Genomic DNA, 12,771 nt, shown 5'->3' with positions numbered 1-12,771 from the left:
AATCGGCAAGCTCAAAAATATCTTGCATTTCATGCGCTTGCCAGATGCGGCAAAAATTCATCACGGGTTGAGACGGGCAATTTCCCACTGTTTTTCAGGAGCTTCACGGGTCCAGCGGAAGCGATCATGCAGACGAAACGCCCCATCCGCCCAAAACTCGATTTCGGTCGGTATGATGCGGTAACCACCCCAAAAATCAGGGCGTTTGGGGCTTGGGCCATGGGTTGCGGTCACTTTTGCCACTTTTGCCATCAATTCTGCGCGAGAATTGAGCGGTTGGGATTGATTGGAGGCCCAGGCCCCCAGTCGGCTCTTCAAACTGCGCGACTCAAAGTAAGCATCCGCCTGAGGTCCCTCTTCGCGCGATACGTGTCCTCGGACCCGAATCTGACGGCGCAGGGATTTCCAGTGCATCACAAAGGCTGCCGCCCCCGCGCTGTCGATTTCCTGCGCCTTGGCGCTGCCGTAGTTTGTGTAAAACACAAAAGCCGCATCCTCGATGTCTTTGAGCAGCACCATACGCGCATTGGGCATCCCGCTTGCGTCCACCGTCGAGAGCGCAATCGCATTCGGATCATTGGGCTCGCTCTTCTCGGCCTCTTTCAGCCAGGACCGCGCAATCTCAAACGGGTCATCCCCCGCAAATATCCCGGTACGATCAGTCATATTCCCTCTCCGCTCGCCTTGGGCCACACCGCATATGGTGCCGATTAGATGCTTTGTGAAGCTCTTGATGCACCATGGGCAATCGCCTAAAGGTCAGCAATAACGAATTGGGACTGGGAGTGCGGTATGTCAAATCACCTCATGGCGGGCAAACGTGGCCTGATAATGGGCCTGGCCAACGACAAATCCATCGCTTGGGGCATCGCCAAAGCCTGCGCCGACGCAGGCGCGGAACTGGCCTTTTCCTACATGGGGGACGCGTTCAAAAAACGTGTGGCCCCTCTGGCGGAACAGCTGGGCGTGGACACGCTGATTGATTGTGACGTCTCTGATGCGGCCTCCATTGATGCGGCCTTTGCCGAGATCGAGGCCAAATGGGGCAAGCTCGACTTCATTGTGCATGCCATCGGCTTTTCGGACAAAAACGAGCTGCGCGGCCGCTATGTCGACACCTCCAAAGACAACTTCCTGATGACCATGGACATCTCGGTCTACTCTTTCACCTCGGTGATGCAGCGCGCTGAGAAGCTCATGAAGGAGGGCGGCTCTGCCCTGACGCTGACCTATTACGGCGCCGAGCAGGTCATGCCGCACTACAACGTGATGGGTGTGGCCAAAGCCGCGCTGGAAGCCTCCGTGAAGTACCTCGCAGAAGACCTTGGCAAAGACGGCATCCGCGTAAACGCGATCTCCGCCGGGCCCATCAAAACCCTCGCGGCCTCCGGCATTGGCGATTTCCGCTATATCCTGAAATGGAACGAGCTCAACTCGCCCCTGCGCCGCAATGTCTCCATTGAGGATGTGGGCAACTCCGCGCTTTACCTGTTGTCTGATCTCGGCAGCGGCGTCACCGGTGAAAACCTGCACGTGGATGCGGGCTATCATGTGGTTGGCATGAAGGCCGTTGATGCCCCTGACATCGACGCAGTGGTGGGCCGCAAATGAGCCTGACGGCCTTTATCGCGACCATCTCGCTCTGCCTCATGGCCGCCATCAGCCCCGGCCCCGCTGTTCTCATGGCTGCCCGCGTCGGTCTGCGCGACGGTCTGAAAACCGGTGCCGCGCTGGCCGCAGGCATTGGCCTTGGCGCGGTCTTCTGGGCAAGCGCCGCGCTCTTTGGTCTGGCACTTCTGTTTGAATACGCCCCCTTCCTGCTGACCGCCCTGAAAATCGGTGGCGCCGCCTTCCTGATCTGGACCGCCATCAAGATGTGGCGTGCTGCAGATGTGCCTCTGGAGGACACCGAAGACGCAGCCGCCCTGCCCACGCTCTGGTCAGCCTTCCGTCTTGGCATCTGGACCCAGCTTGCCAACCCAAAGCCTGCAGTCTTCTTTGGCGCGGTCTTTGTGGGCACCGTGCCTGCGGGCACCACCACCCCGGCTCTGGTGCTCCTGCTGATCTGCATCTTCCTTGGCGAATTTCTCTGGAATACCGTGGTGGCGCGCCTGTTCTCCCTGCGCAAAACCCGCGAGGTCTATGTCGGCCTGAAACACTGGATCGACCGTATCTTTGGCGGGCTTCTCGCAGCCCTGGGCGTGAAAATCGCAGCGCTCTGATGCGCCGCCTGCTTGCAATCTTTGTGGCATGCAGCGCGCTTGCGCTGCTTGCCCTACACTTCAAACCCCAGATCCTCTCACTGCTTCCTGTGCCAGGCAGTCAACCGGATCTGCGCTCCCCCCGCTCCGGCATTTCCGAAATCCGCCGCTACCAGACGCCGCGCCTCGCTGCAGCCATGGCCGAGGCTGGCAGCCATCTGGGCGCGCCCAGCTACATTCGCATCTTCAAAGAAGAGCAAGAGCTCGAACTCTGGCTGCAATCAGACAGCGGCCCCTATCAGCTCTTTAAAACCTACCCGATCTGCAACCACTCCGGCGCGCTTGGCCCCAAGCTCAAGGAAGGTGACCGGCAATCGCCGGAAGGGTTCTACCGCGTGGGCAAAGCCGCGCTCAACCCGAACAGCCGATTTCACCTCTCCTTCAACCTCGGCTTCCCCAACACCTATGACCGCGCACAGGGGCGCACCGGCAGCTATCTCATGGTGCACGGCGATTGCGTCTCCATCGGCTGCTACGCCATGACCGATCCGATGATCGAGGAAATCTACGTCACCGTGGAGGCCGCTTTGAACGGCGGACAAGCCTTTGTGCCGGTGCATGCCTTTCCCTTCCGCCCCACCAAGGCGCGTATGCAGGCAGCCAGTGATCACCGCTGGCATGACTACTGGCAAAGCCTCGCCCCCGCCTACCACGCCTTTGCCCAAACCGGGCAACCGCCGCGCATCTCCGTGCAAAATGGCGGCTATGTCGTCACGCCATAGCCCGCACCATCAAACAGTTTGCGCAACAAAGCGCTTCTGCTAGAAGACCCGAAATCTGCGACAAAGGGGTGAGTCCACCATGAGCGAGCGTCTGCCACACGAAAAAGGCTTCCACATCAGCTGGGATCAAATCCACCGCGACAGCCGGGCATTGGCATGGCGTCTGGACGGCAAAGGCCCCGATGACGGCGCATGGCGCGCGATTGTCGCGATCACCCGCGGCGGCATGGCACCAGCGATGATCGTGGCGCGCGAACTCGACATCCGCGTGGTCGACACGATTTCCGTGAAATCCTACCACTCCGGCGGCGGCAAAGCCGATCAGCGCCGCGAAGCGCAGATCCTGAAAGCGCCGGATGCCGAGCTGATGGGCGACGGCGAAGGTGTGCTGATCATCGACGATCTGGTGGATTCCGGCAAAACCCTTGAGTTGGTGCGCGAGACCTACCCCAAGGCGCATTTTGCCACCGTTTACGCCAAGCCACAGGGCGAGCCGCAGGTCGACACCTTCATCACCGGCGTGAGCCAGGACACATGGATCTTCTTCCCGTGGGATATGGCGCTGCAATACGTCGAGCCTTATCGCGGCACAGACTGATCACGCCTGTCGCGCTTGGGGAGTTTTTGAGGGCTCCGCCCGTTCACCGCTGAATGTGTCCACTGGACACATTCCAAGACGCGGTTCACCCCCGAGATATTTTCGGCAAGAGGAAACCCCTTTCATTCTGCCAAAAATACTCCGGGGATGAATTGGCGCAGCCAAGAAGGGGCTGGCCCCTTCCCGATACGACACTCGAGCAAACATCTGCTTGCACATCTTTGAATTGGCGGCTTTTCTGCGGGGAAAGCCGCTGACCTCCGCGCTCTGCGCCCCTTGGTTGGCCCCACCTCTGATCTCAGGATGCCGCCATGACCGTCTCCCGCACCACCGCCACTTTTGCTCCTCCCGTGATGGAGGCCCGGCGCTGGCTTGAGGGTGTGGCCTTCACGGATGAAAAGCCGCTCATCAATGTCAGTCAGGCCGCCCCGGTGGCCCCGCCACCTGAGGCTCTGCGCCGCCACATTGCCGACACCGCAATCAACGTGCCGGAGGCGCATCTTTACGGCCCCGTGCTCGGCCTGCCTGAATTGCGCAGCGAAGTGGCCTCCCAATGGAGCAGCGCTTACGGCGCGCCTATAGCGGCAGATCAGGTTGCCATCACCTCAGGCTGCAATCAGGCCTTCAGCGCGGCCCTTGCCGCCATCGCTGGTGAAGGGGATGAGGTGATCCTGCCAACCCCCTGGTATTTCAACCACAAAATGTGGCTCGATATGCAGGGCGTGACGGCAGTGCCGCTCAATACCGGCGATGATCTGTTGCCCACAGCAGAGGCCGCCGCCGCCCTGATCACCCCGCGCACCCGCGCCATTGCGCTTGTGACCCCCAACAATCCGGGCGGGGTGGAATATTCCGCCGATCTGGTGCGCGCCATGTATGATCTCGCCAAAGCCCACGGGCTGCGTCTGATCGTGGATGAAACCTACCGCGATTTTGATTCCCGCGACGGCGCGCCCCATGATCTCTTTTCCGATCCGGAGTGGCCGGACACGCTGATCCACCTCTATTCCTTCTCCAAGGCCTACCGCCTCACCGGCCACCGCGTCGGCGCGATGATCAGCAGCGCGGCGCTTTTGGCAGAAGCGGAGAAGTTTCTGGACACCGTCACCATCTGCCCCAACCAGCTTGGCCAACACGCCGCCCTCTGGGGCATGCAGAACCTCACCGACTGGCTGGCAGGCGAGCGCCTTGAGATCCTCGACCGCCGCGCCGCGATCGAAGACAACCTGCCCAAACTCACAAAAAAAGGCTGGGTTTTGCAGGGCGCAGGCGCGTATTTTGCCTATTTTGCCCATCCGTTTGACATGCCAAGCGATCAACTGGCGCAAAATCTGGTGCGCGATCACGCCATCCTGACCCTGCCCGGCACCATGTTCATGCCGGAAGGTGATCCCGCCGGTGCACGCACCCTGCGCATCGCCTTTGCCAACGTGAACCGCGCCGAAATTGGCGTGCTGTTTGACCGCCTCGCAGCCGTGTCCTACTAAGCCGCCCGCACAGCGCGCTCACAGCGCTGTGTGGCAGAGCCAAAGGGCAGGCCAAAGCGGCTTGCCCCCCCTGCCCCAACCGCGTAGACCTTGCCCTCAGAAACTTGAACGATCACAGGGCGGACAACCGACATGGCGCAGAGCAAAACCTCTAAAACAGCGGTCTGGATTCTCATGGGCCTGCTCATTCTGGGCTTGGGTGGCTTTGGCGCAACCAGCCTGACGGGCACCGTGCATTCTGTCGGCTCCGTGGGCGACAAGGACATCTCTGTCGATGACTACGCCCGCGCCCTGCAGGAAGAACTGCGCGCGCTTGAGGCCCAGACCGGCCAGTCTCTGCCATTTGTGCAGGCCCAGGCCTTCGGCATCGACCGCCTCGTGCTCTCCCGCCTCGCCACCACCCGCTCGCTGGATGCAGAAAACGACCGCCTCGGCCTCTCCATAGGCGACGAAAACCTGCGCGACGAGCTGCTCAACATCCCAGCCTTCCAGGGCCTAGACGGCTCCTTTGACCGCGACGCCTACACCTTCGCCATCGATCAGGCCGGCATGAGCGAGTCCGAATTTGAAGACAGCGTGCGCGAAGACACCGCCCGCAGCCTGCTGCAGGGCGCGATTGTCTCCGGCCTCAACATGTCTGACGCCTACGCCGATGCGGTCATCACCTACATCGCCGAAGAGCGCGACTTCACATGGGCGCAGCTCACCGGCGACAACCTGACCCGCCCGGTCGAAACACCCGCAGACGCGGACATCGCCGCCTACTATGACGCCAACCAGGACAGCTTCATGGTTCCGGCCACCCGTCAGATCACCTATGCCTGGCTCAGCCCCGACATGATCATCGATCAGGTCGAGATCGACGAAACCGCGCTGCAGGCGCTCTATGAAGAGCGCGACGCCGAGTTCAACCGCCCGGAGCGCCGCCTGGTGGAGCGTCTGGCGTTTGGCGATCAGGCCGCCGCCGAAGCTGCTCTGGCAGAGATCACCGCAGGCACCACCACCTTTGAGGCGCTGGTCGAAGGCCGCGGCCTCCAGCTCGCCGATGTGGATCTGGGCGACGTGACCAAAGCCGAACTCAGCGCCGCAGGCGAAGCCGTGTTCCTGACCCCGGCAGGAGGCATCGCCGGTCCGGTGCAATCCGACCTCGGCCCGGCCCTGTTCCGCGTCAACGGCATTCTGCCCGCCCAAAGCACCAGCTTTGAAGAGGCCAGCGCCGTGCTGCGCGATGAGCTGGCTGCCGACCGCGCCCGCCGCCTGATCGACGCCCAAATCAGCGACATCGACGACCTGCTGGCCGGTGGCGCCACCCTCGAAGAGGTGGCCGATGAAACCGACATGCAGCTTGGCTCTGTTGACTGGCACGCCGCTGTTGACCACCCGCTCGCAGGCTATGAAGGCTTCCGCGCCACCGCTGCGGCCGTGACCGACAGCGACTTCCCACAGGTCGAAGTGCTTGAGGACGGCGGCATCTATGCCCTGCGTCTTGAGGGCGAAACCGAGGCCCACCCGGCCCCGCTGGCAGATGTGAAAGACGAAGCCGCTGCTGCGGTTGTCGCCGAACGCACTGCCGAGGCGCTGAACGCGCTGGTGGAGCGCCTGATGCCACGCCTGTCTGAAGGCACCGAATTTGCCTCCTTCGGCTTCACCGCTGTGGAGGAAACCGGCATGGATCGCGGCGGCTTCATTCCCGGCACCCCGGCAACCTTCCTCAATGATGTCTTTGAGATGGGACCCGGCGAGCTGCGCGTACTGGAAAGCGCCAATGGCGTCATCCTCGTGCGCCTGAACGCCGTCACCATGCCAGACACCTCTGATCCGGAAATCGCCACCCTCAAAGCGCGCATCACCGAGCAGCTGGCCAGCGGCGTGTCTCAGGACATGTTCCAGGCTTATGCCGAAGCGCTGCAGGCGATGTACCCGGCAGAAATCAATCAGCAGGCACTCAACGCAGTGCACGCGCAGTTCCAATAAGAAAGGCCGCCAAGGTGGACCTGACCCCGAGCTTTGACGAGTTTGCCGCCGCCTATGAGGCGGGCAAAAATCAAGTTGTCTACACCCGGCTTGCCGCCGATCTGGACACCCCTGTGTCCCTGATGCTGAAACTCACCGGCGCGCATAAAGACGCCTTTATGCTGGAGTCGGTCACCGGCGGCGAAGTGCGCGGGCGCTATTCCATCATCGGCATGAAACCCGATCTGATCTGGCAGTGCCACGGCACCGAAAGCCGCATCAATCGCTCTGCGCGGTTTGATCCCGAGGGCTTTGCCCCGCAGGAGGGGGACCCGCTCACCAACCTGCGCGCCCTCATCGAGGAAAGCCGCATCGACCTGCCCGAAGACCTGCCACAGGCCTCCGCCGGACTGTTTGGCTACCTCGGCTACGATATGATCCGGCTGGTCGAGCACCTGCCCAACATCAATCCTGATCCGCTTGGCCTGCCCGACGCCTGCATGCTGCGCCCCTCCGTGGTCGCCGTGCTGGATGGTGTCAAAGGCGAGGTCACCGTGGTCTCCCCCGCATGGGTGAGCGAAGGCCAATCCGCCAAGGCCGCCTATGCACAGGCGGCCGAGCGTGTGATGGATGCGGTGCGCGATCTGGAACGCGCCATGCCACAGGCCGCACGCGATCTGGGCGAAGCCCGCGAGGTGGCCCCGCCCACTTCCAACTTCACCAAGGAAGGCTACATGGCCGCCGTGGAGAAGGCCAAAGACTACATCCGTGCAGGCGACATCTTTCAGGTGGTCCCAGCACAGCGCTGGACACAGGATTTCCCGCAGCCGCCCTTCGCGCTCTACCGTTCCTTGCGCCGCACCAACCCCTCGCCGTTTATGTTCTACTTCAACTTCGGCGGTTTTCAGGTGGTCGGCGCGAGCCCCGAAATCCTCGTGCGGGTCTTTGGCGACGAAGTCACCATCCGCCCCATCGCAGGCACCCGCCCCCGTGGCGCAACGCCCGAAGAGGACAAGGCGCTTGAGGAAGATCTGCTGGCCGACAAGAAAGAGCTGGCCGAGCACCTCATGCTGCTCGATCTGGGCCGCAACGACACCGGCCGCGTGGCCAAGGTCGGCACCGTGCGCCCCACCGAGAAATTCATCATCGAGCGGTACAGCCACGTGATGCACATCGTCTCCAACGTCGTCGGCGAACTGGCGGACGACAAAGACGCGCTGGATGCCTTCTTTGCTGGCATGCCCGCAGGCACCGTCTCCGGCGCTCCCAAAGTGCGCGCCATGGAAATCATCGACGAACTGGAGCCGGAAAAACGCGGCATCTATGGCGGCGGCGTGGGCTACTTCAGCTCCGGCGGCGACATGGACATCTGCATCGCCCTGCGCACGGCGATTGTGAAAGACGAAAAGCTCTACATTCAGGCCGGTGGCGGCGTTGTCTATGACAGCGACCCGGAGGCCGAATACATGGAGACCGTCCACAAATCCAACGCCATCCGCCGCGCCGCCGCAGACGCCGCGCGCTTCACCGGCAACGGCAATACGTGAGCGAGCCGATAAACCCATCTGAAGGTCTCAGCACCGTGACCCCATATTTCACGGTGCCGGACGCGGATGGGTTTATCACTTTCCTGAACGCCCTCTTTGGCGCAGAGCTGATCAAAGAAACCCGCTATGGCGATGGCACGGTCCAGCACGCCCGCCTGCGGATCGGCACTTCGGTTCTGATGCTCAATCAGGCCACGGCAGACTATCCCGCAAACATCTCCCAGATGCACATTCAGGTGTCTGATGCGGCGACGGCCCATGCCAAGGCTCTGGAGCTGGGGGCGACCTCGCTCATGTCTCCGAACCTGCGCCCGCACGGCGAGCATATGGCCGGGATCACCGATCCCTTTGGCAACATCTGGTGGCTCGCCAGCCCGGCGAAATCGTAAGCCTGTAACGCCGCTCAGCACCCCGCGTTTTGTTGCGCGCTCCCCCCGTTGCGCCGCACGCCGCGTTAATCCGCGCCGCCCGAAAATCGCACCTCCGCAATACAGCCGCATTACCGACGCGATACCGACGTGGAATCCGCCGCAAATTTAAGTGTTAACGCGCGAACATCCGCCGCCGTCGCAGAAGTTTATCCACCCGGTCAAATTGCTGTTACAGTCATCCCATTGATTGCCTTCCAAACCCGCCTTCACTTCCAACCGGCGGGCCTCATTCATTTCCAACAGCGAGGGTCCCATGTCTCAATTCACCCTGTCCCGCCGTCATTTCCTCGGTGCCACCGCAGGCTTCATCGCGCTGCATCCGTTCTCGGCAAAAGCCTCGACAAATCAAGCACATCTGCGGATCATGGAAACCACAGACCTGCATGTGCATGTCTTCCCCTATGACTATTATGCCGACAAACCACGCGACACAGTCGGCCTTGCCCGCACCGCCTCGCTGATCAAAGGGATCCGCGACGAGGCCACCAATTCGCTCTTGATCGACAACGGCGATTTCCTGCAGGGCAACCCGATGGGCGACTACATCGCCTATGAACGTGGCATGAAAGAAGGCGACAGCCACCCCATTATCACCGCCATGAACGCCGTCGGTTTTGACGCCGCCACTATCGGCAACCACGAGTTCAATTACGGCATTGATTTTCTTATGAAATCCATGTCTGGTGCGAGCTTTGAAACCGTGCTCTCCAACATCTCTCTGGAGCAAGGCGCAAGCCCTCGGGAGGACAAAACCCTATTCAAACCCTACGCCATTCTGGAGCGTGAAATCACCGATGGCGCAGGGGAGAAACACCAGATCAAAGTTGGCGTCATCGGCTTCACACCACCCCAGGTCATGAACTGGGATCGCCGTCATCTTGAGGGAAATGTCCAGGCCCGCGACATCGTTGAAACCGCGCAAGCCTTTGTTCCGCAAATGAAAGAAGAAGGTGCCGACATCATCATCGCCCTCAGCCACTCCGGCATCGGTGCAGCCGATCATTCTGACGGCATGGAAAACGCCTCCGTCCCACTGGCCGCCGTTGATGGCATCGACGCCGTGCTCACCGGCCACCACCACCGCGTCTTCCCCTCCTCCGCATACGAGGGCATGGCAGGCGTCGACGTCGCCGCTGGCACCCTCATGGGCAAGCCCGCCGCCATGGGTGGTTTCTGGGGCTCCCACCTCGGTCTGATCGACCTCATGCTGGAACGCGACGGCAGCTCTTGGCGCATCGTCAGCCACAGCACCGAGGCCCGCCCGATCTCCAAACGCAACGAGGATCGCTCCATCACCGCGCTGGTGGAAAGCCAGCAGAACGTATTGAAATCCGTACAAAAAGAGCATGACGAAACGCTCGCCTATGTACGCCGCGCCGTTGGCAAAACCGACGCCCCGCTGCACAGCTACTTCGCGCTCGTGGCCGATGATCCCTCGGTGCAAATCGTCTCCATCGCGCAGCTTTGGTATATCGAGCAAATGATGAAAGGCACCGAATATGAAGGCCTTCCCATCCTCTCCGCCGCCGCGCCCTTCAAGGCTGGCGGCCGCGGTGGCCCGGAATATTACACAGACGTGGCCAAGGGCGACGTGGCGATCAAAAACGTCTCCGACCTCTACCTCTATCCCAACACCGCCCGCGCGGTGAAAGTGACTGGTCAGGAGGTCAAAGACTGGCTCGAGCGCTCTGCAGGGATCTTCAATCAGGTGGAACCGGGCAAAGCCGATCAACTTCTCCTGAACCCGGATTTCCCCTCCTACAACTTTGATGTGATGGACGGTGTTTCTTATCAGATTGACCTGTCCCAACCCTCAAAGTTTGATCCCAAAGGCGCGCTGATCAACGCCGATGCCAACCGGATTGTGAATCTGATGTTTGAGGGCAAACCGATTGATATGAATGCGGAATTCATCATCGCCACCAACAACTACCGCGCGGGCGGCGGCGGCAAATTCCCCGGTGCGATGGGCGACACCATCGTGTTTGAAGGCCCGGACACCAACCGCGATGTGATCGTGCGCTACATCGTCGAAAAAGGCACCATCAGCCCCCGCGCCGATGCCAATTGGACCTTCGCGCCCCTGCCTGACACCTCGGTGTTGTTCGACACCGGCCCCAAGGCTGCCGGGTACAGCGACAGCGTCGAAGGGGTCTCTATTGAGGCCGCTGGAGAAGGCCCAGACGGCTTCGCCCGCTTCCGCATACAGCTCTAAGAAAACGCACCCAAAACCAACACGAAGGGCTGGAGAACTCCCCGGCCCTTCTCTTTGCCCACATCACCACAACCGCAGCGCTCACAAGCTCACAGCCCTTTTTGTGGCCCCGAGGGCCTGCTTTCACGTAGCCTGATTGAAACACGCCTAAACCGGCCCCACCCAAACAGCGGAGCGGACGATGACACTCACGAGACGGCACTTCCTGAAAAGCACAGCGGCGCTCTACCTCGCTCCCACCCTCGCGCAGGCCTCAAGCAACGTGCTCGAAGCCAAAGCCGCAGCGGTGCAACTGATCGACGCGGAATTTGGCGACTATCCGGAAACGCAGGTTTGGGCGTTTGACGGCACTGTCCCCGGCCCGCTTCTGCGCTTCAGACAGGGAGAGACGCTGCAGCAAACATTGCGCAACAGCCTGCCTGAGCCGACGTCCATTCACTGGCATGGATTACGGCTCCCCAATGCCATGGATGGCGTGCCGGGCTTCACTCAACAAGCGGTGCAAACCGGCGAAACCTTTGACTATGCCTTCCCGCTGAAAGACGCCGGAACCTATTGGTATCACTCCCACAATCACTCCACCGTGCAGGTCGCGCGCGGCCTTTACGGTGTGATCGTTGTTGAGGAGCAAACTCCGCCCGATGTGGACCATGACATCGTGGTGGTTCTTGACGACTGGCGACTGGATGAAACCGCACAGATCACCGAGGACTTCGGCGCCATGCATGATTGGACCCACGCTGGCCGCATGGGAAATTATGTGCATGCCCACCTCACACCGTCGCCCGCCTCTGTGGCGGAAAACGCGCGTGTGCGCTTAAGGTTTGTCAATGTCGCCACCGACCGGATCATGACCATCGCGGTGAAGGGTGCCGTCGGAAAAGCGGTGGCAAGAGACGGCATGCCTCTGCGCACGCCCGAGGATTTGGATACGCTGGTGTTTGCCCCGGCAGAACGCGCAGACGTGATTGTGGACATCACCTCATCTGAAGCACAGCCCCTTCAAATTGTCTTTGTCGAGCGTGACACAGGATACCTGCTGCACGACATTCCCCTCTCAGGCCGCAGATCAGATCTCAGGCCGCCCATCCAGCCCTTGCCAGCCAATCCAATGCGGTATCTGACAGATCTCTCAGGTGCGCGAGAGATCCCACTGGTCATGTCCGGCGGCGCAATGGGCCGCATGGAAAGCGCCATCTGGCAGGGTCAGGAGATGTCCACCCGCGACTTGGTGCAGCAAGGCAAGGTCTGGGCGTTCAACGGCGTTGTGGGCATGCCCACAGCCCCTCTCGCAGAGTTGCGGCAAGGGGAGCTCATACGCATCCCCATCGTGAACGAAACCGCCTTTGCCCACGCGATGCACCTGCACGGCACCCATTTCCAAGAGGTCTTGCCCGACGGCGGATTTGGCCCGCACAAAGACACGCTTTTGGTGCAGCCCCGTGAAACTCGCGAAATCGCCTTTGTCGCTGAAACGCCGGGGAAATGGCTGTTTCACTGCCACATGCTTTCACACCAGGCCGCAGGCATGAAGACCTGGTTTCACGTCATCTGAAG

General features: G+C 61.1%; 11 protein-coding genes. 10 read left to right on the top strand and 1 reads right to left on the bottom strand.

Features of this window, described 5'->3' with window-relative positions; all coding sequences use genetic code 11:
* Positions 1–60: 60 nt before the first annotated feature.
* The gene (gene pdxH, locus J7412_RS06335) at positions 61–666 is read right to left on the bottom strand and encodes a pyridoxamine 5'-phosphate oxidase (RefSeq protein WP_209077900.1); all 606 of its coding nucleotides are present in this window, start codon (positions 664–666) and stop codon (positions 61–63) included.
* A gap of 126 nt (positions 667–792) precedes the next feature.
* Here pdxH and fabI point away from each other — a divergent pair, with 126 nt between their 5' ends.
* The 10 genes from fabI to J7412_RS06285 all read left to right on the top strand — a co-directional run bounded on the left by fabI (position 793) and on the right by J7412_RS06285 (position 12,769).
* Entirely contained in the window at positions 793–1,611 is an 819-nt protein-coding gene (gene fabI, locus J7412_RS06330; RefSeq protein ID WP_209061147.1) for an enoyl-ACP reductase FabI, read from the top strand.
* Entirely contained in the window at positions 1,608–2,222 is a 615-nt protein-coding gene (locus J7412_RS06325) for a LysE family transporter (protein WP_209077899.1), read from the top strand. The genes fabI and J7412_RS06325 overlap by 4 nt, the downstream gene beginning before the upstream one ends.
* A complete protein-coding gene (locus J7412_RS06320; RefSeq protein WP_209077898.1) occupies positions 2,222–2,983 on the top strand; it encodes a murein L,D-transpeptidase family protein in 762 nt (253 codons plus the stop codon). The genes J7412_RS06325 and J7412_RS06320 overlap by 1 nt, the downstream gene beginning before the upstream one ends.
* Before the next feature lie 79 nt (positions 2,984–3,062).
* Entirely contained in the window at positions 3,063–3,581 is a 519-nt protein-coding gene (gpt, locus tag J7412_RS06315; protein ID WP_209077897.1) for a xanthine phosphoribosyltransferase, read from the top strand.
* Positions 3,582–3,892: 311 nt separating this feature from the next.
* Complete coding sequence (locus J7412_RS06310; protein ID WP_209077896.1) at positions 3,893–5,068, top strand: aminotransferase; 1,176 nt, start codon at positions 3,893–3,895, stop codon at positions 5,066–5,068.
* A gap of 132 nt (positions 5,069–5,200) precedes the next feature.
* Positions 5,201–7,042, top strand: a complete 1,842-nt coding sequence (locus tag J7412_RS06305) for a peptidylprolyl isomerase (RefSeq protein ID WP_209077895.1) — start codon at positions 5,201–5,203, stop codon at positions 7,040–7,042.
* 14 nt (positions 7,043–7,056) lie between these two features.
* Positions 7,057–8,568 (top strand): anthranilate synthase component I, encoded by a 1,512-nt coding sequence (trpE, locus tag J7412_RS06300; RefSeq protein WP_209077894.1) that lies wholly within the window; start codon positions 7,057–7,059, stop codon positions 8,566–8,568.
* On the top strand, positions 8,565–8,957 hold the full coding sequence (locus J7412_RS06295; RefSeq protein ID WP_209077893.1) for a VOC family protein: 393 nt from the start codon (positions 8,565–8,567) through the stop codon (positions 8,955–8,957). The genes trpE and J7412_RS06295 overlap by 4 nt, the downstream gene beginning before the upstream one ends.
* A 295-nt stretch (positions 8,958–9,252) precedes the next feature.
* Complete coding sequence (locus J7412_RS06290; RefSeq protein WP_209077892.1) at positions 9,253–11,214, top strand: bifunctional 2',3'-cyclic-nucleotide 2'-phosphodiesterase/3'-nucleotidase; 1,962 nt, start codon at positions 9,253–9,255, stop codon at positions 11,212–11,214.
* A gap of 181 nt (positions 11,215–11,395) precedes the next feature.
* Positions 11,396–12,769, top strand: coding sequence for a multicopper oxidase family protein (locus J7412_RS06285; RefSeq protein ID WP_209077891.1), 1,374 nt, complete (start codon positions 11,396–11,398; stop codon positions 12,767–12,769).
* The last annotated feature ends 2 nt before the right edge of the window (positions 12,770–12,771 follow it).

This window comes from Shimia sp. R9_3, from assembly GCF_017743755.1.
In the GTDB taxonomy this organism is placed as follows: Bacteria; Pseudomonadota; Alphaproteobacteria; order Rhodobacterales; family Rhodobacteraceae; genus Shimia.
The sequence above is the reverse complement of the archived record's forward strand: the minus strand, read 5'-3'. Positions and strand labels throughout refer to the sequence as shown.

Coding starts and splice junctions, on each gene's coding strand:
- J7412_RS06320 (WP_209077898.1), top strand. CDS start 2,222: ATGCGCCGCCTGCTTGCAATCTTTGTGGCATGCAGCGCGCTTGCGCTG.
- J7412_RS06325 (WP_209077899.1), top strand. CDS start 1,608: ATGAGCCTGACGGCCTTTATCGCGACCATCTCGCTCTGCCTCATGGCC.
- fabI (WP_209061147.1), top strand. CDS start 793: ATGTCAAATCACCTCATGGCGGGCAAACGTGGCCTGATAATGGGCCTG.
- J7412_RS06290 (WP_209077892.1), top strand. CDS start 9,253: ATGTCTCAATTCACCCTGTCCCGCCGTCATTTCCTCGGTGCCACCGCA.
- pdxH (WP_209077900.1), bottom strand. CDS start 666: ATGACTGATCGTACCGGGATATTTGCGGGGGATGACCCGTTTGAGATT.
- J7412_RS06305 (WP_209077895.1), top strand. CDS start 5,201: ATGGCGCAGAGCAAAACCTCTAAAACAGCGGTCTGGATTCTCATGGGC.
- J7412_RS06310 (WP_209077896.1), top strand. CDS start 3,893: ATGACCGTCTCCCGCACCACCGCCACTTTTGCTCCTCCCGTGATGGAG.
- gpt (WP_209077897.1), top strand. CDS start 3,063: ATGAGCGAGCGTCTGCCACACGAAAAAGGCTTCCACATCAGCTGGGAT.
- J7412_RS06285 (WP_209077891.1), top strand. CDS start 11,396: ATGACACTCACGAGACGGCACTTCCTGAAAAGCACAGCGGCGCTCTAC.